General features: G+C 51.3%; 21 protein-coding genes. 10 read left to right on the forward strand and 11 right to left on the reverse strand.

Translation table 11 applies throughout. The features are described 5' to 3' along the window. Positions 1-159: 159 nt before the first annotated feature. Genes AC1RBR_RS17820 through AC1RBR_RS17840 form a run of 5 tightly spaced genes read right to left on the reverse strand, consistent with a single transcriptional unit; the run spans position 160 to position 4,353 of the window. Positions 160-642 (reverse strand): hypothetical protein, encoded by a 483-nt coding sequence (locus tag AC1RBR_RS17820; protein WP_492565869.1) that lies wholly within the window; start codon positions 640-642, stop codon positions 160-162. Next, on the reverse strand, positions 635-973 hold the full coding sequence (locus AC1RBR_RS17825; protein WP_492565871.1) for a hypothetical protein: 339 nt from the start codon (positions 971-973) through the stop codon (positions 635-637). Before AC1RBR_RS17825 ends, AC1RBR_RS17820 begins: the two co-directional genes overlap by 8 nt. Next, complete coding sequence (locus AC1RBR_RS17830; protein WP_492565873.1) at positions 970-3,669, reverse strand: DUF5906 domain-containing protein; 2,700 nt, start codon at positions 3,667-3,669, stop codon at positions 970-972. The genes AC1RBR_RS17825 and AC1RBR_RS17830 overlap by 4 nt, the downstream gene beginning before the upstream one ends. Beyond that, a complete protein-coding gene (locus AC1RBR_RS17835; RefSeq protein WP_134785633.1) occupies positions 3,666-3,872 on the reverse strand; it encodes a TraR/DksA C4-type zinc finger protein in 207 nt (68 codons plus the stop codon). Before AC1RBR_RS17835 ends, AC1RBR_RS17830 begins: the two co-directional genes overlap by 4 nt. Beyond that, positions 3,865-4,353, reverse strand: a complete 489-nt coding sequence (locus AC1RBR_RS17840; protein ID WP_492565875.1) for a phage regulatory CII family protein — start codon at positions 4,351-4,353, stop codon at positions 3,865-3,867. The genes AC1RBR_RS17835 and AC1RBR_RS17840 overlap by 8 nt, the downstream gene beginning before the upstream one ends. 418 nt (positions 4,354-4,771) lie before the next feature. On the opposite strand from AC1RBR_RS17840, the gene AC1RBR_RS17845 reads away from it, so the two are divergent. The 6 genes from AC1RBR_RS17845 (at position 4,772) to AC1RBR_RS17870 (ending at position 7,698) form a co-directional block, all read left to right on the forward strand. Next, entirely contained in the window at positions 4,772-5,470 is a 699-nt protein-coding gene (locus tag AC1RBR_RS17845; protein WP_492565876.1) for a LexA family protein, read from the forward strand. 331 nt (positions 5,471-5,801) lie between these two features. Further along, on the forward strand, positions 5,802-6,368 hold the full coding sequence (locus tag AC1RBR_RS17850; protein WP_492565878.1) for a deoxynucleotide monophosphate kinase family protein: 567 nt from the start codon (positions 5,802-5,804) through the stop codon (positions 6,366-6,368). 10 nt (positions 6,369-6,378) lie between these two features. After that, positions 6,379-6,657, forward strand: coding sequence for a hypothetical protein (locus tag AC1RBR_RS17855; RefSeq protein WP_492565880.1), 279 nt, complete (start codon positions 6,379-6,381; stop codon positions 6,655-6,657). After that, positions 6,654-7,037 carry a hypothetical protein gene (locus tag AC1RBR_RS17860; protein WP_492565882.1) on the forward strand — a complete coding sequence of 128 codons (384 nt, stop codon included), beginning with the start codon at positions 6,654-6,656 and terminating at the stop codon, positions 7,035-7,037. Before AC1RBR_RS17855 ends, AC1RBR_RS17860 begins: the two co-directional genes overlap by 4 nt. Continuing rightward, positions 7,034-7,276, forward strand: coding sequence for a pyocin activator PrtN family protein (locus AC1RBR_RS17865; RefSeq protein WP_492565884.1), 243 nt, complete (start codon positions 7,034-7,036; stop codon positions 7,274-7,276). Before AC1RBR_RS17860 ends, AC1RBR_RS17865 begins: the two co-directional genes overlap by 4 nt. A gap of 95 nt (positions 7,277-7,371) precedes the next feature. Next, entirely contained in the window at positions 7,372-7,698 is a 327-nt protein-coding gene (locus AC1RBR_RS17870) for a pyocin activator PrtN family protein (protein WP_492565885.1), read from the forward strand. Positions 7,699-7,725: 27 nt separating this feature from the next. Here AC1RBR_RS17870 and AC1RBR_RS17875 read toward each other — a convergent pair whose 3' ends face one another. The 5 genes from AC1RBR_RS17875 to AC1RBR_RS17895 form a co-directional block, all read right to left on the reverse strand. Beyond that, positions 7,726-8,940: a phosphorylase family protein gene (locus tag AC1RBR_RS17875; protein WP_492565887.1), complete on the reverse strand. Its 1,215-nt coding sequence runs from the start codon at positions 8,938-8,940 to the stop codon at positions 7,726-7,728. A gap of 4 nt (positions 8,941-8,944) precedes the next feature. Then, positions 8,945-9,406: a response regulator gene (locus tag AC1RBR_RS17880; protein WP_492565889.1), complete on the reverse strand. Its 462-nt coding sequence runs from the start codon at positions 9,404-9,406 to the stop codon at positions 8,945-8,947. Continuing rightward, positions 9,403-11,667, reverse strand: a complete 2,265-nt coding sequence (locus AC1RBR_RS17885; protein ID WP_492565890.1) for a hypothetical protein — start codon at positions 11,665-11,667, stop codon at positions 9,403-9,405. Before AC1RBR_RS17885 ends, AC1RBR_RS17880 begins: the two co-directional genes overlap by 4 nt. Positions 11,668-11,805: 138 nt before the next feature. Then, on the reverse strand, positions 11,806-12,804 hold the full coding sequence (locus AC1RBR_RS17890; RefSeq protein ID WP_492565892.1) for a hypothetical protein: 999 nt from the start codon (positions 12,802-12,804) through the stop codon (positions 11,806-11,808). 95 nt (positions 12,805-12,899) lie between these two features. Further along, on the reverse strand, positions 12,900-13,997 hold the full coding sequence (locus AC1RBR_RS17895) for a site-specific integrase (protein ID WP_492565894.1): 1,098 nt from the start codon (positions 13,995-13,997) through the stop codon (positions 12,900-12,902). Between the two features lie 102 nt (positions 13,998-14,099). On the opposite strand from AC1RBR_RS17895, the gene dusA reads away from it, so the two are divergent. Continuing rightward, a complete protein-coding gene (gene dusA / locus AC1RBR_RS17900) occupies positions 14,100-15,119 on the forward strand; it encodes a tRNA dihydrouridine(20/20a) synthase DusA (protein ID WP_492565895.1) in 1,020 nt (339 codons plus the stop codon). Positions 15,120-15,171: 52 nt separating this feature from the next. On the opposite strand, the gene AC1RBR_RS17905 is transcribed toward dusA, so the two are convergent. Further along, complete coding sequence (locus AC1RBR_RS17905) at positions 15,172-16,005, reverse strand: undecaprenyl-diphosphate phosphatase (RefSeq protein WP_204895928.1); 834 nt, start codon at positions 16,003-16,005, stop codon at positions 15,172-15,174. Positions 16,006-16,512: 507 nt separating this feature from the next. Between AC1RBR_RS17905 and AC1RBR_RS17910 the strand changes: the two genes are divergently transcribed. From AC1RBR_RS17910 to AC1RBR_RS17920, 3 genes are all read left to right on the forward strand, one after another. After that, on the forward strand, positions 16,513-17,253 hold the full coding sequence (locus AC1RBR_RS17910) for a winged helix-turn-helix domain-containing protein (protein ID WP_492565897.1): 741 nt from the start codon (positions 16,513-16,515) through the stop codon (positions 17,251-17,253). 278 nt (positions 17,254-17,531) lie between these two features. Beyond that, positions 17,532-18,191 carry a winged helix-turn-helix domain-containing protein gene (locus AC1RBR_RS17915; RefSeq protein ID WP_253149643.1) on the forward strand — a complete coding sequence of 220 codons (660 nt, stop codon included), beginning with the start codon at positions 17,532-17,534 and terminating at the stop codon, positions 18,189-18,191. Between the two features lie 390 nt (positions 18,192-18,581). Further along, a complete protein-coding gene (locus tag AC1RBR_RS17920) occupies positions 18,582-19,976 on the forward strand; it encodes an undecaprenyl-phosphate glucose phosphotransferase (RefSeq protein ID WP_095139888.1) in 1,395 nt (464 codons plus the stop codon). The last annotated feature ends 524 nt before the right edge of the window (positions 19,977-20,500 follow it).

Consider the following 20,500-nt stretch of genomic DNA (forward strand, 5'->3'; position numbering starts at 1 on the left):
ACAAAAAGAAAACCCCGCCGGAGGGCAGGGTTTTCAATGTCGCGGCATAAGCCAGGACGAAGTGCACAGCACGTGCTCGGGGAAGCGCCAAGGCGCAGAATCCATATCGTGGGGACTTTTTACCCCCTGAGTACGGAACCGAAAAGGGGGTATTTTCGGTTATCCAACTTGACGCAACTTTGACGCAACTTTGAGGAGACTTTGAGGTAAAGCGCCCCGACCAACGGTAAGCCACTTACGTGCGTCCTTGCGCTCGGCCAGCACCTCAAAGAGTCGGACATGAAGACGGTGCACAAGATCGTAGTAGGTTTGCTTCGCCTTTGAGACGTAGCCCAGTTCGTGCATCTGCGCTGCCCATGTCGGTGCAGGGTCAAAGCCGTAACGCATAACTGCCAACTGTTGCAGCCTTTCACCACGACCATCTTGCCGGGCAATCTCGGAAAGGGCGGCACCAATTTCCTGCGCAATTGCATCTGGACCCGCACCACCGCCAAGAAGGATCCGAGAACCGGGTGTGCCCCGCGGCGCACAACCGCCCCACTCCATGATCGTCGCCATCGGGCTACCCATGCCTCCCGCTTCACCGGCGTGTTGGCATTGCTCACCCCAATGTTTCAGCAACAACTCCATCGCCTCAATCATTGCCCTGCCCCCGTAAAACCCAACCCAACACGGAAAAACCGCAACCCGACACAAACCCAACACACATAAATCCCTTTAAATTCAATGCTTCAATCAAATTTGAGTTGAGTGTGGTGGGTTTGTTGGGTTTATTAGTCTTCGCATAGGAAAAAAATCCTTCCGTTGAATTCGTTGTAAAGAACGTCATGTATGCGCGTGCGCGACACAAAACCCAACACACCCCACACAACCCCCGCAAAGGCATGTGATTCGGGCACTCAAATTGTGTGGAGTATTTAAAATCAACCCGACACACACTCAACACACCCAACACACTTTTGAAAATAGTCATGCTGCAAGCGCCTTGATGTGATCCCAGCTGTCCACGTGCCAGCCCGCCAGCCTGGCCTTGGCCCGCCAGTTTTCCACCTGCTTGCCCAGCTCGGCCGCCTTGAGTGATGGGGGCGGGGAAGCATCCAGGTCCGCGGGAAAGAAAAACGCGCCGAAACGACGGTTATTGCCGTCAGTCCAAGGTATTGCTCGCGATTTATCCACCTCGGAACTGATGAACAAAGAGAACTTCGTCTGACTCATCACATGCTCTTTGTTGCGCTGACACCATTCGAGAAACAACGAATAGAGGTCGGTCGATAGACAAGGCCCCCATAGCCCATGGCCCAGCTCGCTGTACTTCCACAAATGCAAGAATGTTTGCCAGCCGGCCCGACTCAAGGCCACCAAACGCTCACGCGCCTCGGTCGATGGCGGCCGCGTGCGCTGGTTGAAGTCCCCTAGATCGACCGACAGTAACCAACCGTAGAGCGCCGCCACCCCACCATGCTCCAGTTCACGACCAATCGCCTTTTGCCGAGCGACTGGTAGGGTCTCCATAGGCCACATGACCAGCATTCGTCGATCACTGTCGCTGATTGGCCACGGAAGAATCTCGTTGCTGAGAAATACCGCATTCATATGGTTGGCTTCTTCCCAGCCATTAATGAACTTCGACTCCATCCGCACCGTTTTACCAGTGATCAAGTGCTTGATCTTGCCCACCTGGTTGTAACGTTGATCGCGACTGACCACCTCTTCAAAGACGGACCACAATTTGCGGCTTTGCCACGCGTTGAAACTGCTTTCCAACTGCGTCTGACCAACAGTCGCCGCGTATTGGCCGTAAAGCATGCCGAGTGCGTCAGCGAACAAAAGGCTCTTGCCTGAACCTTCCATGATCGAATGCATTAATACAGCGGTGTCCATCTTGGCGCCCAAGTGCTGCAGCGGATACGCCAGCCAGCGAGTTAACCAATCGGTCGCGGCTTCATCATGATTACAAAGAAATGAGATCAGCCAACGCAGGTTGGCACATGCTGCGTCATCCCTGACTGGCTCAAGCGGCAACCCGTCAAAGGTATTGATGTAAACCGCAGGATCCTTGGTCATGGTCGGATCAAACACGATGTGCTCAACATCGACGGTCCGGCGCTCGCTGCTGTTCAGCCACAACGTGTAAGTGTCACCAAGCGCCATCTTCACCGCGCCCTCGGCTATGCGCCGCTTCTTTTCCCGATCCCAAACGTCTTTGGTGCCATCGATGTAAACGTAACGATCGGTCGGAGACATCCCGAATGCACCGCCTTTCTTCCCAGCCATGCGACGCGCCTGCTCGATCTCGTGTACATGGTCGTCAGAAATCAGCCTCTTTCCGGTGTCGTCCAACCAGGCTTTGGCCAGTGGCTTGCCCACACGAGCTTCGAAGGCGGACTTCTTCATTACCTTCGATTGGTCGCAATCCCACACGTGCGTGGTGCCCTCTACCAGCGCAAAACGACGCAGAATGTGGTCCAACGTTATGACCTCCCCCGCCCCCCCGTCAGGAGCAGGAGCGGCCTCGCTGGACGGGCGTGTTTCGTCGGAGGTCGGCCCATTCAATTCAACGGATGGGGTGGGGGGAAGATCATTAGGATCTGGACGGGCGGCGTGTTGCATGCCCAACATTCGCGCAGCATCCTTCACAGCCTTCGACTGGTCGCCGCCGTGCTCGAGTAAGCAGAAGACTTCAAAGGCGTCATTCTGATGTCCGTTCGCGAGAGGGTCAGCACCGTGGTGCGAATAAACCTTGCCCTCACTGATCGTCACCCCTGGCAGACCGGTGCTGCTTTGAGGGTACAGCCACTTATTGCCTCGCTTGATGTACCCGTGGGCGCGAAGAAGCTCCGCAACATCGTGACAACGGTTGAATTCATCAATTACCGAGGGCCGTTTGCCGCCGCCGGGTGCAGGACGCGTTTGGGCTTTGACCGGTGGCTTCGGTGGCGCAACCGCCCATGGACACGCAGCTTCAGCATCTCGCTTAAAAAACTCCCAATTTTGCCAAATTGTAAGCAGCTCGTTGGTCAGCGTGGGCAGCCCGTCAGTAGCACTTGGAGCGGTTTTCCAGATGTAAGGTTTGCCGGTACCGGGATGAATTGATGGTGGGAATACGTCTTGCACCAGTCCCGCACGTAGCTCAAAGACCGTGAAGCGTTTGAACGGCTCGGCTTCGATTCGTGCAGCAGCTTCTGCGGCAAGATTGCCCTGCTCTTTCGCAGCCTTGGCCTTGTCCATCAACCCTTTGAAAATCGAACCATCCGGGTCTTTTTCATTCGGCCATGAAAGCGAGTGACGCGTGAGTTCGATGCCCTCCGGGACCTTGAACACCACCCGGAATCGCAGCGGATTCCCGACGATAGTCGGGAACACCACTGCCATCGCATCAAGGTTCAGGCCCAACAGTTCATACAGAACATGTCGCGTCCATTGAACGTCATCAACATCCAATGAACAAACGCGGCTCGGCCCCAGCACGACGCCAAGGTTGTGATTTGGGTTTCGTTGCCAGAACACCTCGGCCGCGTCGGCGTCGGTGATATAGCCTCCGGGCTTATTCCACCCTAGGCCTTTTGGAGCCTTTTCACCCGGATCAATCGATACTAGTGCCAAGTCAAAAGTACTGATGTAACGCTTTGCCCATGTAGCGATGGCTGTTCCTTTGCCCGATTCAATCATCGCCGGGCCTCCCGCAGCTCCTGACAAGAAACGCAGGTCTCGCAACCTTCAACCTTCTGCTGTCGTAGCAACGGGATTGGTTCGTCGCAGTCGTCACAGAACTGCGCGCTGACGCGGCTCGATGGCACGCGGCGATTACGATGAATAGCAACATCAAGCAGGTATTGCGCCTGCTCGTTTGCGCGATCGATATCATCAGCCATTGATGCGATCCTCCATCGCCTGACGAGCACCCGCCATGATGCCGAGGACTTCGCGAATCACATCCATTCCGTACTTTTCGAGATCCACGACTTCATGAAGCTCCCAGATGTTGTCCGCCGCGCCATCATGCATCTTGGCCACGAATTCACCGGTTTCCCCGAGTAGCTTACCGACCGCTCTCAAGGCGTCACGGGTTGCCGGTACGGGCACGGGCCGGTACCAAACCGCACCTGCTGGTCGCATCAATGCGTCCAGCAGGCGTGGATCAGCGGTCAGCCTGATCACTTCCTCAAGCTCATCTGGATTCAGCCAGCGGCGTTCTTCATCGAGCTTGAGTTTCTTCTGGAGGGTGTCGTTGTCCAACACCATTTCAAAGGCAAGGGCGGTAATTCCGCCCTTGTAGTCACGACCAGCGCGATAGATCGCTTGGCGTAGTGGCAGGACCGGACCAGCATCCGGCAAAAGATCTGTGCGACTCATAACCGTAAATCCCCTATTTACGGTGTAGCCATAGCCCAGGGTAAACCCTATCCTATGACCACGACCGATGTGCATGTGCTGTGTATCGTCGTAGCTGGGCTGGGGGATTCTTTGGTGAGAGGCCCCAGCTCAGCACCTTTTAAGCTGCCGACTTAAGATCGGCCGCTTCTTTCTCTTGGGTGTATAGGCATTCAATTGCCTTACCCGTTACGTACCGAACATCTGCACCTTTCGCGGCGCGATTGATAGTCGGCTGTGTTGTTCCTACGCGATCTGCAATAACTCTCTGGGACAAACCAGACCGCAGCAGCTCTGCAAGCATTTCTTGGATAGTCATATCGTTCACCGATGCGCTTTCGCATTGGCCGCCACAATACACAAACGTATTGAATGATTCAATACACTCGCCGATACGTTTTTGAATCAAGGCAGAGAAAAAGTGATCGGAGACCGCATCGCCCAACGCATGCAGGAATTGGGGCTGTCAGAGGGCGAACTCGGCCGACGCTCCGGCGTTCCGCAACCGACGATTCATAGAATTGTGACGAATGCGGTAGCCAGCCCACGCCATGAAAATATCGAAAAGATCAGCAGAGCCTTGAAGGTCAGTAGCAACTGGCTCTGGAAGGGAGGCGAACACAAAGACCCGATGATTGATCAGGGCGCTACATCTGCGAATGAATCCAACGTCGAAACTGGGCCAGCAATTAAAGGCTATGTCCCTCTAATTTCATGGGTTCAGGCCGGAGCTTGGTGTGAGATTGCGGACGTTAGGACCCTTGATGATGCAGAAATATGGCTGCCATGCGCCGCTTCCCACAGCAGCCAAAGCTATGCCCTTCGAGTACGCGGACTATCCATGTTCAATCAATATGAACGGAGGTCCTTCCGAGACGGAGACATCATTTTTGTTGATCCCGCGAAAGACGCGGAAAATGGTTCTCTCGTGATTGCAAAACTCATGGATAGCCAAGAAGCAACTTTCAAGCAGTTAGTAATGGAGGGCAGCCGCCGATTTCTAAAAGCGCTGAATCCAGCATGGCCGGAGCCAATAATTGAGTTAGGGACCGACGCCATAATTTGCGGCGTAGTATTCTCGAAGCTCGAAATTTTCTAATACGTTGCCCAAAAAAGACCCGCAGAGATGCGGGTTTTTTGGCACAAGCAAAAAATCAATTCAAATATGTATTGACTGAATCAATACGTATTTGTATCGTTTGCATCGTAAATCTCTCACCAAAGAGTACGAGCATGCAAACCACACAGCACAGCAACACTCGCTGCCCGGTGTACCTACACCCAGCAGCTTGCACTAACCCAGCAGCCGTTGAAGCAATTCAAAAGCACACCGGCCTACTGGTAATTGTCACCCCGCCTGGCACTCGCTTGGCACCTTCGAAAGCAAATGTCGTCGCTCACAAACCCGAACCATTCGGGGGTGATGCAGCATGAAGCCTCTATTAATCGGCCTCGCTGGCGTTGCTCGTTCTGGCAAAGACACAGCCGCGCAGCATCTGGTCAACCATCATGGATTCCAGTCCTACGCATTCGCCGACCCGCTGCGTGACGGCCTGATGCATATCCTCAACTTGAGTCCGTGCGACTTCGAAGGAGAGCAAAAGGAACGAGTTCTATCGTGGCTGGGTCGCTCTCCACGCTACCTGATGCAGACCCTCGGCACCGAGTGGGGCCGTGACAAAGTGCACCCCGAGTTATGGCTGCTACTGGCTTCGCAAAATCTTGACCTAATGGCTCGTACCCACGATACCGCTAGCGGCTTCGTAGTCAGCGACCTGCGATTCGAGAATGAAGCGTCATTCATCCGCCAGCGCGGCGGAATTGTGATCCATATCCAGCGCACCGCAGCAGAAGCCGTGGCGCCGCATCGTAGCGAAGGCGGCATCCGGGGTACCGAGGGCGACTGGTTCCTACCGAATGACGGGACCATTGAAGCCCTTCAAATCAATCTCAACGAGATTGTGGACACGCTGCACACACGCGCAGCAGTCGTCTGAGGATCGCGCAATGACGAACCGCACCCTGGACGAAACAGCCGCATTGCTCGGACTCAAGCCCCGCGCCTTCCGCACCAGGTTGCGCGAGCTGGGCATTCTCAACAGTAGTGGCGATCTAGCCAGCCAGCACCGTGATCGCGGCTATCTGTATTCGGATCCGCGCAGCACCCTGATCCCATCCCTCAACAAGCGCCGTCATTACTCCGTGGTGATGGTGAAGGAAGAAGGGGTTGAATGGCTGGCCAAGAAGCTGGGAATCGCCATCACTAAAAAGGACGCCGCTGCATGAAAACCAACAACCTCAATGCCTACACGCAAGCCCTAGGCGCCCTGAAGCTGATCCCGATCTACTTGAACTGCCCGGGGGTAGTCAGTCGCGCAACGCTCGTTGGCGCCTCGACGGAAGCCATTCAATTACTGGAAAGCATGCCCGTACTAAGCACCGAGCTGGCCGAGGTATTTCGCTGCGTCAACAACGTGATCCTTGACGGGCAAGTCGCCTACGTTACGCCGACCAACTCGCCTGAGTTCCCATTCGGCGCCGTGGTGGCTGACGCCAAGGGCAACATCTGCGCGGCTGCCATGGGCAAAAGTAAAGAAGGCCTAGCCGAGCTGATTCGCCTCAAGTTGCAGCCCCCATCGAAGGGGTGCGGGGAGAACGCAGCGTGAGCAATACACTTGAACAATTGCGACGTCAGTTCGCTAGTCCTTGCCCGACCCTGGCGGCAGTTCGGGAACAGTACTTCGCGCACATTCGCACCGACCGCTACCTACTGGCCGAGATCAAGGCAGGTCGTATCGCGCTGGTCGTGAAACGTCTGCATAGCTCAGCTCGCGCCCAGCGAGTGGTGTACCTACACGACCTGGCTGAGTTCCTAGACGCCCAGGCTACAAGGCGCGTGGCATAAGTTAGTCAGCCATCTTTACACGCATTAAAAACGCGTAGAAGCCATATAAGTCGTTATCGTAAATCTAGAGAAAAATTTAGCAAGGAAAACCATCAATGACAAACAAGAAAATTAATTCAAGGACAATTGGATTTATCGAAGAGGAACTGAAGTTAAACACACTATTCTTTTTGATGGCTCAATACGGAGGTCAATCTGTTATTCCCATAAGTAAAGTCTGCAAAGACTACATGAACCTCACAGTAGAAAAATTCAAGCAGAAACAGCTATCCGGCGAAATCGACATCCCCGTTTTGAGGTTGGGGCCAAACAGTCAAAAAGCAGCCTTGGGAATTTACATCCAAGACTTGGCAACATATATAGACAATCAAAGAGATAAAGCAATCACTGAACTCAAAAAACTTTCAGCGAAGCATTCATAAAATTTGGGGGGGGGCTCCCCCCATTATTTATATAAACTTTCCAAGAAACAACCTAAAGGCAGCTGCACTGGTATATGCTGCATAATCTTGCATACTATCATCTTTATCAATATCCGCAAAATCACAAACCGATTTCATAACAAAGACTGACGGTTTTGGCAAAGACGCCTCCTGAGCAGCAGCAAAGACGGCGTAAGCTTCCATTTCAACACCTAATACTTTTCTGTGTTGTTCTCTGATACCGGCAGTGATATTCGGATCTTCCAGCACTGCTGCTCCAGATGCTAGTGGCCCCAAATGCAAATTAAGGAGCGGCGGACATTTAGTTGGCCATTTAGCGCGGATAGATGCAAGAGCCCCAGAATCCTGACTTAAGCGCAATAACTTCGCCTTTAAAAAACCTTCCAAATTTATCTGATGAGGAGCCGCATAAAATACCGGCTCACTATCAGATAATGTGCGTTTTCCGTTACCATAGTCCCAGCTAGGATCGGCAACGATTACATCTCCCATTTCAACTTGACCACTTATTCCAGCGGTAATTCCCAACATCACAAGATAGCGAGGACGGAATGTCGTGATCATTTTCATAGCAAGTACAGCAGCAGCAGGCATTCCCATTCGCGAAGCTGCGGCGGCAACAACGCTTAAGGATTTCTCATGAGACTTTACTTGGCATTGGTGATACTGGGTAGCGTCATTATCGACAGGAAGATCACGCCAATCCCAAGGTATATTAAGAACCGCAGAAAGCTCAGGCTTTTGAAGAGCAGTGATTACACATACGTCCGTCTCATACGAACCCACAGCCTTCCCTAACTTTTTTGTTGCTAGAATATGACGTAACTTTCTCTGAATTTGCTCACCCCAATCGCTGGAGGAGATATCATAATGCAAAACTCGCCAAAGCTCACCCTCAAACTTTTTTGAGGCTTGGGCCTCAATATCAGGATAGGCTGTTAGACCAATAACTTCACGAGGGCTTATATAGATATCCCTCTCAATTATTTCGTCCAGTAAAACTAAACCTCCATCTGGAACTGGGTCTTTGTCAGAGGTAGCAGGCAGGGAAATATCAAGTATCATTAAATCATAATTATTTTCCAACAGATACTGCTTAGCACTACGTGCGTCCCTGGCGATATCAATATCGTCAAGAAGACACCCTTCAACTGCGGTGAGTTCGGACAATACGCGCCTTAGCTTATCCTGACCATCTTCCACAACCAAAACTTTAATCATAGGTTTACTCTGCGCAAACAAATCCATTGAAAATCAACTTATCCCTCAACTCATCTTTCCAACTATTCAATGACGCATGATAATACACAGCACCTTGATAGTTTATATACTCTTCAGACAATTCTCGATCAAGATCTTCAAGCCTCATTTCATTAGGAGGCTTACCAAAGACCTCAAATTGCGTAAATACTATCACAGGAATATTTATGTCAAATCTATCCATTTGACTGAGAAATTCTCTTCCACCAAATATGTGAGTATCATCGCTAGGCTCATCAGGACTCACATCATACATAGGCAGAGTCATATCTAATATAACCAAGTCGAACAATTCATTTTTAATACGCCGGACGCCACTCTGCAGCGAACGCTCAAGCAATACGACCTCATCTGCTATAATTAGCTTAAGATAGTCAGAGAGCTGTACTCTTTTATTCTCGTCATCCTCAACGATTAGGATTTTCATAAAGTTATCTCTCTTAGCGTCAAGGTAAATTCTACAAAAAACTTAGACTCATCAGAGTATCCAAAATCCATATAGCGACCTGGTCCAATTATCTTCTTAAGCTTAATCAAACCAGTCCCACCTTCAGACTTAACTGAATTTTGATAACTACCATTTTCAATAATTTTTTTGATTGACTCAACACGCCCCACATCACATCCTGACCCAACAGAAAAATCGACCTCATTCTCCACCACCAATTTTATTACACCACCAAACTCCTTTATTATTTTTATGGATATATTTGGAGAGTTACCAACGGCTGAATACTTTCTAATATTATCAAAGATAATAAAGAAAATATCTGAGAAAGTAGTAAGAGCGTCGGCAAGCGGTGGCAATGACGATATTTCAGTCTTAATGATCGGATTAAAGTCCCGATGTATACGCTGAACACACTGCAAGCCTATATCAATCAGCTCTTGCATTTCAAATGGGGGCTCAACTCTTGGCGTCGGGAGCTTAAACCAATCCTTTATTTGCTCTAGCGCTTGCTGCGCATTAGTTTGAGCAGTCCTAATCGATCTATCTAACTCAGCGGTAGAATGCCCTGCCGAAACAGCCGTAACATTCTCTTGAAGCTTATTGAATGCAATATTCAATGAAGGCTTCAATACTCCATCAATATAGTGATGCACTCTTTGCAGGCAAGCACCGACACTTCTCCAAAACAAATCTATGCACTGATCAAAAAACACATCGAAAGTTGATTCGCCATCGATGAACGTTGCTACAAATCGAATATCAGCATAAGTAAAGGTAACATTAAATAGCCCATCAGGCTTTTCTTTCGTGTAAATCTGAATCTGCTGATTCGTGACTTCTTCGATAATATTATCGTAACTAGCAGAGAACATGCATAGATTTATGTCGACATTTTCTCTAATAGCCTGAGGGAGAGTTGAAAGCTTTTCCTTCCAAAATTCATTGGAGGCGTAGCTTTCCTGATCACTTTTCTTCTGAGTAATAATTCTCTCTGATTCTAAAGGCCCGCGAAGTTGTCCTGATAATGCACCATGACGTATCCGCATGCTCAGATAACAATCCAAACCATGCATTGGGTTGATCGTACACTCCTGAATAATTGAGTACACGATATCTTTGAGCAAAGAGCTCGCCTCATCTGTGGGGACCTCGAAGAACTCCCTGGGCATAGGACGGCCAGCGGATAATGAATCAAGTAATGCCTCCTTGAATCCAGCCGCTGGATTGAAACCTGCTTTTATAAGAGCTTGATAACGAAGAAAACTTTCCTTCAATTTTTTATCAGCCCACTTTCTTAATGCGGCTACATCTATTGACATCTTACTTTGCTCTACATGTCGAACTCCCTTTCTTATGGCTTGAGCCCTTGTAATTTCACGGATTTCAAACTCATAATCTTTAGCATTACATTCATCGTACTTAAGTAGCAGATAGCAGACAGCTAGCCTCTCATTTTGTAGCTCTGCAGTCCCATTGAAAGCTGTGGACACCTTCATAATATCCGGAATGCAAATGTACTTCAGATAGTAGACCAATTCATCTTTATCTAGATCAGTAGCAAGACCGTGCAATTCAGATGGCTTCGAAAGACCTTTTCGTATTAGAAAATCTTCGTAGGCGTACGAAAGCTCCTTATCGTAACTATCATCAAAGTTTTTCGAGTAAAGAGACAAAACGATTGGAGTAGAGAGTTTACCAGCCAACTCTTTGCGAGCTTTTTTATCCAGCCTCTCTGCACAACTTTGGATTGGCATCATATTCACAATGCCGCCATCCTGAACACAGGAGCTTGATACAAAATCAACCAAAGGCCCCAATTTGGCATTTAATCCTAAAGCATGCGCTATTAGGCGTGCAGCAACACGTCGCATGCGTACATTTCGGGATTGCAGAAGCGGTGAACAGATTTCCATGACATCATCGTAGGCCTCCTTAGAGAAAGCCAGCTCAGCCTGCAGCAACATGATGGACTCGCCATCATCACCTTCTGCTTTTTGAAAAGTTGAAAAATCCTTATTAGCTAAAGAGACATTCGCACGCAAAACGAATGAATCTCCTCCTTCCTCGATAAGTCTTTGATGGTAAGTATCTCTGGAACCATCTGGTAAGTACCTTAAAAGTTCCGGATCCAGATATTTTGTATTCACAAAGCGGATTAAAGCTGGACGACTATCCGCAATACCGTCGGATGAGAACTCCCGCCACAATTGTTCTTCCAAAATATTACTGAACGACATCCAACGATAATTTAAACAGTCCTTTAATTTTCTACCAATGTCTTCATCTGCAAGACTACCCTCTCTATATATATGCAGAAGATCCGAAGCAATAGAAAGCTTGAGGACTGGAAAGGCGATAAATGTCGATGGGAGCTTTCAGAAGGATATTGCTTCATCACGCCAGAGGATTGGCCAATCTGAATAAATTGAAGGTACTGATGCTGGCTCAAGCGAACTCCCAACTTCAGACATCGTATACTGACGCTGACGAGGATCCGAAGACAGCCCGGCAATAAATAATAATCGATCAATTCTTGGGTCATTGATTTTTGGAGCCAAAACCTCAAGACACTGAAGAACACTCTCTTTCAATTCTGCAATATCGCCGGCAACTACTACCTGAGCTACAAACATGAAAGCCGTAAAAATATCTATCAGAGGAGAGTTTGATTCGTAATGTAAAATATCACCTATACTTTCAATTTCAGGTGGAAATATACTTAAAGCCCTGAATAAAAGCGATGACTTAAGCGCAGAATCTTCTAACTCGCTTAAAAAATCAATGGTCTGAGAAACAAATCTAAAATATGTAGTAGTTTCTTCATTGCGTCGGCTGATTGTATACGCTAACCAAGGAATATTTGACGTGCCCTTAGTCTTTATCTCCTGGACATACTTCTTTTGCGACTCAATCCCTTCAGCTTTTTGAAGAACTGCAATTTTATTCTCAATTAACCACTGCGAAACCCCGAACTCAGCCTCTATAACCCCAAGCACATCCATACATTTTTCATAGTTACTCTCTAAAAAATATTTTTCAAAATCACCTGAAAGACTGACAAATCTAACAATGCGGTTAGAGTTTGCCAAGACTAATGCTGCAGACCAAAACACTTCTTTAACAGCGCCTACTTTACTGAATACCGGAGTACTTTTTAGCAGCTCGATTTTTTTTGGAAACAAGCTCTGAATGTATTTTTGAAGTACGAGTTGGCCGCGCTTCCTAGCACTCATTACCCATGCAGCTAAATTAGAATAATCGGAAGTAGAAACTAAAACTCTCCCTCGATTAAGGTAGTAACTTGGATGCCCTCTTGTCAGAATTTCGGTTTGAACCACACGATAACTATTATTCTTCGTTCTTTTTATATTCAAATCGAAATTCCTTCTTCATCCTACGTATTAAACAGGGCAACAATTCCTCACGAATGAAAAGCAAAGACCGCGCCTTCATTTTGCCACCACCCAATCTACGGAATGCCTTTGAGTCTGTCTATCCAACACCAACCAAAATATGCATCTCCTCTCCCACGGAGATGCGTGTATCGACGCAAAGAATTCCAGTCTCTGTGCCCCGATACACTCGATACCCTGGGAATGTCCCAGTCCATCTCGAACAGGCGACTCACGCCTTCATGCCTTAGATCATGGAAGTGCAGATCCTCAATACCCAACAGCGGACACGCCCGCGTGAACGACGCGGACACCGATCTGGAGTTGTACGGAAATATCTCCCGCTCTCTCCTTGGCATGCTCTGCAGGATCGCCCAGGCCTCATCGGGCAGATGGCACCACACGTCGTTGCCGATCTTCTGTCCGGGGTTCTTCATATCACGCACCAGGACGGCCTGGCGGGACTCGTCGAGATCATCCCAGCGAATCCGAGTAATCTCCTCCTGCCGGCGCGTCGAGAAGAGAGCAAATGCAATCATCTTCGGCATGTTGATCGACTCAGGTCGACGAACCTGCATTTCGAAAAAGTGCTTCATCAACCTGTCCAACTCGTCGAGCGTCGGCCGACGGTTACGCTCCTTGCTCTTGCTCACCATACCGAGCTTTCGCAACACCTTGCGTGCGTCAGGCATCGCCAGCGGATCTACCTCGTAGCCCCACGCCGGTCGCGCCACGGACAGAACCGCGCCCAGGTGCGAGAGATCATTACCGACTGTCTGCGCCTGAACACCGCCACCCTCTTTACTCATCCGCCACTGTGCGAATTCCACTAGCTTTTGACTGGTCAGGGCCGAGTCATCGAGGTCGCCCAGCCAAGTATCCTTGATCGCCTTCAACGTCGCGTTCTTGGTCTTGCCCAGCGGCCGGATTTTCTCGTACTCGTCCAGGTACTGCTCGATCATCTTTCTGATCGTCACACCCTTACGATTTGCGCGCTCAATCGCACCAGGCTCAGCCAGCTCAGTCTCACGCCGTTTGATCCAAGCCTGGGCGACCTGCTTTCGGTCGAAGGTTTGGCTTTCCTGATAAACTGTGCGCCCGTCCCGATTGATCCGTATCTGCGCCGTGTAGGCCGTCGAGTTGTCCTTGCGCTTGCGTGATGTGATCGTGCCCATTTCCAGTTGCTACATTGCCGAATTCGGTTGCTACATTGTAGCAACCGACTTCAGAAAACAAGGAAAAATGGGTAAAAACCGCTGTATAAAAGATCAGTATCAATGAAATTCGAAAAACCTGAAGCGCCCGTAAACACTAGTCATGCCCGTTCCGAGCCGTCTCGCCGCTTCAGTGTGGCCCCGATGATGGATTGGACTGATAGGCATTGCAGATACTTCCTACGCCTCCTGTCGAAGAACGCTCTGCTCTACACCGAAATGGTCACCACCGGCGCCCTCCTCAACGGCGATCACGAGCGCTTCCTCCGTCACAACGAAGCCGAGCACCCGCTGGCATTGCAGTTGGGTGGCAGCGTCCCGCTCGATCTGGCCGCCTGCGCGCGCATGGCGCAGGAGCATGGTTACGACGAGGTGAACCTTAATGTTGGCTGCCCGAGTGATCGCGTGCAAAACAATATGATCGGTGCGTGCCTGATGGGGCATCCGCAGTTGGTGGCGGATTGTGTGAAGGCGATGCGCGATGCGGTGTCGATTCCGGTGACGGTGAAGCATCGGATCGGGATCAATGGGCGGGACAGTTACGCCGAGTTGTGTGATTTCGTCGGGACGGTGCGGGACGCCGGGTGTACCAGTTTTACCGTGCATGCGCGGATTGCGATTCTGGAGGGGTTGTCGCCGAAGGAGAATCGCGACATTCCGCCGTTGCGCTATGACGTGGCGGCGCAGTTGAAGGCGGATTTTCCGGAGCTGGAGATTGTGCTGAACGGCGGGATCAAGACGATGGAGGCCTGCCATGAGCATTTGCAGACCTTTGACGGTGTGATGCTTGGGCGTGAGGCTTATCACAATCCGTATTTGCTGGCGGAGGTCGATCAGCAGTTGTTCGGCAGCAGCGCGCCGGTGATCAGCCGGGCCGAGGCGCTGGCGCAGTTGCGGCCTTATATTGCCGAGCATTTGCAGGCGGGCGGTGCGATGCACCACATCACCCGGCATGTGCTGGGGCTGGGCACCGGGTTCCCGGGGGCGCGTAAATTCCGTCAGTTGTTGTCGGTGGATATTCACAAGGCCAAGGATCCGCTGGCGTTGCTGGATCAGGCTGGCGAGTTGCTGCAAGGGCGTTGATGCCCTCCTTCCGTAAAACGCGCCAGGCGGGTTGATCCGCCTGGCGTGCGCATCACCCCGCCGCCGCTTCCGTCCAGTTCACCCAGCCAAACACCCACGTCGCCAGAATCAACAAGCCAAACGCGATCCGATACCAGGCGAACGCCGCATAACTGTGGTTGGCGATGAATTTGAGCAGACCGCGCACGGCGATCATGGCGAAGATGAAGGCGATGACAAAACCGAGTGCGAACACTGGCAGGTCGCCGGCCTGGAACAGGTCGCGGTATTTGTAGCCGGAGTACACCGCAGCGCCGACCATGGTCGGCATGGCGAGGAAAAACGAGAACTCTGTGGCGGCTTTCCGGGACAAGCCGAACAATAAACCGCCGATGATGGTCGAGCCGGAGCGCGACGTGCCGGGAATCATTGCCAGACATTGCACGAAACCGATTTTCAACGCGTCTGACCAGCGCATGTCGTCGACGTGATCGACGCTCACCACGTGGCTGCGCTGTTCGGCCCACAACATGACAATACCGCCCACTACCAAGGCCATGGCTACGGTGATCGGGTTAAACAGGTATTGATGGATTTTGTCAGCGAACAGCACGCCGAGGATCACCGCCGGCAGGAAGGCGATCAGCAGGTTGAGGGTGAAACGTTGCGCATTGCGTTGGGTGGGCAGGCCTTTGACGATGTCGAAGATCTTCGGGCGAAACTCCCAGACCACAGCCAGGATCGCCCCCAGTTGAATAATGATGTTGAACGCCATTGCGCGTTCGCCGCCGAACTCCAGCAGGTCGGCGACGATGATCTGGTGGCCGGTACTGGAGATCGGCAAAAACTCGGTCAGGCCTTCTACCGCGCCCAAAATCAACACCTGGATAAAGGTCCAGAAATCCATTAATCCTCCGTCAGAGCGCTCGTGATGAGCGACCGGTCAACTGTATTCAGGAATTGAGTATCTGAAGTTAAACAATCGGTATAAAGCGACACCCATTGCCTGATCAGGCGACGGAGAATATGTCTTATCAAAAGACACACTCAAGCCATGTTAATAAACGTCCGCCTACGAACTACACGAAAAATATTTAGGGCTATAGTAGAAAAAAGTTCGATTGGCCAATAAATTGTGATCCAGCTCACATTGTCTCAGGATCGTCGACAGTGGCAATTGGACATGAATAAAGCCGTGGCCATAGATTCAAAATAGTGGCACAATTCCACATCGCCATCATGTAACGACTAGTTCACAACCCCGAGAAAATCAACTAAAAGCTTGAAATGCTTAATTATTGTTAGAAAACTCGGGAGCCACGTCTAAAAATCGCGTGAATGTTACCAATTGTCAGTCACAGATGAGAACCGGTGCTTTAACATCCCGATGTCAGCACCTAATTCGAGTCAAAGCATGATGCTCTCAGGGAACTTGGCGACTAGAAGTCCGCGCCCGACAAACGACGTACCCGGTGTTCTTACTCTGGGTCGTACCCGTGGCGTGGCCGAACATTTCAGGGCGCTGATCGCAAAGCACGTACGCACTGATATGGTACTTGAGGCGGGTTCGTACACTAGTTCCTATAACGATGAACTTTCCGGTTCGTATCGTGCCATCTTCGTCGTTATCGACAGTCCGCAAGCTCTGGAAGAAAATCTTGCGCTGATCGAAAACCTGCGCAGCGACAACTTGAAGCCAATCATCTGCGCAGTCATTACCGGTCGTGGCGCGTTCAACAAGATCAAGTACTTCCTGGCCGGGGCCGACTTCTGTATCAAACTCAATACCCTTTCCGACGAGGGCGACGAGTTGCTCGGTGAGTTCTTCAACAGTGAAGAATGGCAGCGGGATATCAATCTGACACTCGACCCGACGCGCATCTGCCTGCTGGGCGGCGCCAGCCAGAAACTCGACATCTCGTTTGCCGAAATGAAGATCCTGGAAGCCTTTGCGCAGACCAGCAATCACATTCTCAGCCATGATGAAATCGCCAGCATCATGGGGCTCAATACCAATTTCTACGATCCGAGGGCGCTGGAAAAATCCATCAGCCGCTTGCGTGGAAAAATCAAGGACATGTATGGTACCAATGCGATTCAGAGCATCCGCGGCTACGGCTATCGCCTGATGCGGGGTCTGATATCGACTGCCTGACTCTCGGGCAGCCATCCTCTTTGCATAATCACGAAGGATCGTCATATGCAACCATACAGCTCAAGTTGTACTTCAAATCTACTAATAATCAAGCCATTGAATGAGCACGGCTACACCGAACCATAACAATAAACTTAACAACATAGCAGCAGAACGAGTGGAACTTATCGAGGCCATTTTGGGCCCAGACCCTGCCTGTCGGTTACTTCCAAGGAAGTCATTGCTCGCCTGCCGATTTACCTTTTCGCCCATTTTGGTGCAAATTTTAGGAGAGAGACATGGAAACTAGTACAACCCTCCCAAGAAAATATTTTGTCGTCGTGACCAACAGTACAACGTCGCAGCGTGAACTTGAGAGCATTCTGTCCAGCGAGCGCTTCAATTCGTTTGGCACGTCTCAGGCACAAATGTTTATTGAAGGTGCTACTTCGCCCTCTTCCGCTCCCATGCTGATGGAGTTCTCTTACCCAAGCGGCGCCCGGAAAAACGTCGCCCGTACGATTGAACACGATACCCAGCGCATACTGGCCACCCTCGAGTCGGAATGGCTCGCAGCACAATCGGCCAATCCGTTTCACCAAGTACCGACGATGAGCGCGGACGCCAGCCACCAGACTTCAGCCAATGAAGACGGCGCTCCCTGCAGCGAGACCTGGCATCTGGACAACGATCAAGGCGCGCTGGTGAAGGAAGGCGTCGAAATCAGTCTTACCGGGCTTGAAACCGCGCTGGTGCGCAAAATGCTCCATCACGAAGAACGCGTGGTCAGTCGAGATGACCTGATCCTCAGCATCGGCCGCGAGCCGGAGCAGTATCGTGGCCTGGAAATGTGCCTGAGTCGCCTGCAGGACAAGTTCAAAAACGCGAGTAATGGTGAGCGATTGTTCCGTGCCGTAAGAAACCGCGGTTATTGCCTCATTCAGGAAATCGTTGCGTAAATACCGCCGATATCCGCGAACAAAACAAACAGAAACAGTGCGATTACAAAAACAACAAGAGCACTCTGTTTGGTTTCACCTCTCCTGGTAAGTTCAAGCTCCCTGCCTCCACCCCTCCTACAGTAACAAACACAACATAATTTATTCACCCCCTGCTCTGCGACCTTTTCTAACAGCCTTGTATTTGATTATTAAAAAGTTGGCACTGTGCCATCTTGTTAGAACTCGTCAGACACCCTCTCCAGCAATAACTTAGTCTATTGATTGACGACAGTTCGGCCTATCGACGTTGTTACCTCAGGACACTCGTCCAATAACAACAACAAGCCTATCTAGCAACTCGGACTTCAACTGTCGAAACCTGAATGGACGTATTTCTGGGGATATCTCATGGAACTTTCTCTACGGATCAATCGAAATAACGGCCTCAAGGGACTTACCTTCTGGGGCCAATGGGCATTGGCGCAGGCTTTCATTGTTGCGTTGTTATTCATACTCGCTGAACGGCAGACGGGCACCGTCGAGTTCTATTACCGCATGTGCGCGACACTGGCGGTACTGGCCTCGGTGCCGGCGTATACGTTCAGCGGCGTGTATCGCAAGCAGGACAATTACCTGACCGGTCTCGGACGTTTGTTCATGGGCTGGTCGATGACTATGGTGGCGCTGGCCGGCATCGCGTTCGTGTGCAAGGCTGACGAGCTGTTCTCCCGCGAGGTGACGCTGAGCTGGGCGGTCTACGGCTTCCTCGGCCAGGCATTGATGTATGCGCCGCTGCATGCCTTTTCCAAGTACTACCAGCGTTCGCGCACCAGTGCACAGAAGACGTTGATCGTCGGTACCGGCGAGCTGGCTCTGGGTCTGGCGAAGAAGATCAGTCAGGTGGAAAACCTGCCGCTGGTGGGTTTGGTCAGCAATGGCGCGAAGCCGAACCTGGATTCGGATGCGCCACGTGTGGTCGGTGATCAGGAAGATTTGCTCAAGCTGATCAAAGACCATGACATCCGCCGGTTGTACATCACCCTGCCGCTGGCCGAAGCCGCGAAAATCGAAGCGATGTACGTCGATTTGCTCGGCGCCAACGTCGATGTGGTCTGGGTGCCGGACTTGAACAGTCTGACCCTGCTCAACCACTCGGTGAAGGTGGTGGATGGTCTGCCGGCGATCTGCCTCAACGAAAGCCCGCTGACCAGCCGCCCTACTGCTGCGCTGAGCAAGAGTCTGGTGGAAAAAGGCGTGGCGCTGCTGGCGATTATCCTGTTGAGCCCGGTGCTGCTGCTGATTGCGTTGGCGGTGAAGATCAATTCGCCGGGGCCGGTTTTCTTCAAGCAGGATCGTCACGGCTGGAACGGCAAGGTGATTCAGGTCTGGAAATTCCGCTCGATGCGCGTGCACGATGACCGCGAAGTGGTTCAGGCCAGCCGTAATGACTCGCGCATTACTGCGGTTGGACGCTTCATCCGCCGCACGTCGCTGGATGAGTTGCCGCAGTTGTTCAACGTGCTGCAGGGGCAAATGGCCCTGGTCGGCCCACGCCCGCACGCGGTGGCGCACAACCACTACTACTCGGGGAAAATCCTCGCGTACATGGCCCGCCACCGAATCAAACCGGGCATCACCGGGCTGGCGCAAATCAGCGGCTGCCGTGGCGAGACCGACACCATCGACAAGATGCAGCGGCGTGTGGAGATGGACCTGCATTACATCAACAACTGGTCGTTGTGGCTGGATCTGAAGATCCTGGTGAAGACGCCGTTTACGTTGTTGTCGAAAGATATTTATTGATGGGCTGGTGACAAGCCAGGCGATACCGCAAGGGGACGAAAGTCCCCTTTTTTGTGAGCGGGATTTGCTGGTGGGTCAGGCTGTTGCGAGGGTGACAGTGCCGACGCCTTCGCGGGCAAGCCCGCTCCCACAGGGGATCTTGGTATGGATCGGGATTTGTGCTTCGCCACAAAACACAGTGGGAGCGTGGCTTGCCCGCGAAAGCGGTGGGTCAGGCGACAGAGATGTTGAATGGGCCGACGCCTTCGCGAGCAGGCTCGCTCCCACAGGGATCGGGGGCGTTCACTCAAATCGGGCACACCACAAAATCACTGTGGGAGCTTGCCTGCAAGCGATAGCGGTGGGTCAGGCAACATGGATTTTGAATGGACTGGAGTCTTCGCGAGCAGGCTCGCTCCCACAGGGATCGGGAGGGGGATCAAGATATCCAGTTCACCCCGTACCAAAGTGGGAGCGTGGCTTGCCCGCGAAAGCGGTGGATCTGGCAGCTCAGATGTTGAATGTGCCGACGCCTTCGCGGGCAA

The organism is Pseudomonas sp. GW823-FHT01D03, assembly GCF_058798255.1.

Excerpts from the sequence above, each read along its gene's own strand:
- AC1RBR_RS17860 (WP_492565882.1), top strand. The coding sequence starts at position 6,654 with ATGAAAACCAACAACCTCAATGCCTACACGCAAGCCCTAGGCGCCCTG.
- AC1RBR_RS17915 (WP_253149643.1), top strand. The coding sequence starts at position 17,532 with ATGGAAACTAGTACAACCCTCCCAAGAAAATATTTTGTCGTCGTGACC.
- AC1RBR_RS17830 (WP_492565873.1), bottom strand. The coding sequence starts at position 3,669 with ATGATTGAATCGGGCAAAGGAACAGCCATCGCTACATGGGCAAAGCGT.
- AC1RBR_RS17850 (WP_492565878.1), top strand. The coding sequence starts at position 5,802 with ATGAAGCCTCTATTAATCGGCCTCGCTGGCGTTGCTCGTTCTGGCAAA.
- AC1RBR_RS17885 (WP_492565890.1), bottom strand. The coding sequence starts at position 11,667 with ATGTCGTTCAGTAATATTTTGGAAGAACAATTGTGGCGGGAGTTCTCA.
- AC1RBR_RS17870 (WP_492565885.1), top strand. The coding sequence starts at position 7,372 with ATGACAAACAAGAAAATTAATTCAAGGACAATTGGATTTATCGAAGAG.
- dusA (WP_492565895.1), top strand. The coding sequence starts at position 14,100 with ATGAAATTCGAAAAACCTGAAGCGCCCGTAAACACTAGTCATGCCCGT.
- AC1RBR_RS17855 (WP_492565880.1), top strand. The coding sequence starts at position 6,379 with ATGACGAACCGCACCCTGGACGAAACAGCCGCATTGCTCGGACTCAAG.
- AC1RBR_RS17875 (WP_492565887.1), bottom strand. The coding sequence starts at position 8,940 with ATGATTAAAGTTTTGGTTGTGGAAGATGGTCAGGATAAGCTAAGGCGC.
- AC1RBR_RS17840 (WP_492565875.1), bottom strand. The coding sequence starts at position 4,353 with ATGAGTCGCACAGATCTTTTGCCGGATGCTGGTCCGGTCCTGCCACTA.
- AC1RBR_RS17905 (WP_204895928.1), bottom strand. The coding sequence starts at position 16,005 with ATGGATTTCTGGACCTTTATCCAGGTGTTGATTTTGGGCGCGGTAGAA.
- AC1RBR_RS17825 (WP_492565871.1), bottom strand. The coding sequence starts at position 973 with ATGACTATTTTCAAAAGTGTGTTGGGTGTGTTGAGTGTGTGTCGGGTT.
- AC1RBR_RS17880 (WP_492565889.1), bottom strand. The coding sequence starts at position 9,406 with ATGAAAATCCTAATCGTTGAGGATGACGAGAATAAAAGAGTACAGCTC.
- AC1RBR_RS17895 (WP_492565894.1), bottom strand. The coding sequence starts at position 13,997 with ATGGGCACGATCACATCACGCAAGCGCAAGGACAACTCGACGGCCTAC.
- AC1RBR_RS17910 (WP_492565897.1), top strand. The coding sequence starts at position 16,513 with ATGATGCTCTCAGGGAACTTGGCGACTAGAAGTCCGCGCCCGACAAAC.
- AC1RBR_RS17835 (WP_134785633.1), bottom strand. The coding sequence starts at position 3,872 with ATGGCTGATGATATCGATCGCGCAAACGAGCAGGCGCAATACCTGCTT.
- AC1RBR_RS17920 (WP_095139888.1), top strand. The coding sequence starts at position 18,582 with ATGGAACTTTCTCTACGGATCAATCGAAATAACGGCCTCAAGGGACTT.
- AC1RBR_RS17820 (WP_492565869.1), bottom strand. The coding sequence starts at position 642 with ATGATTGAGGCGATGGAGTTGTTGCTGAAACATTGGGGTGAGCAATGC.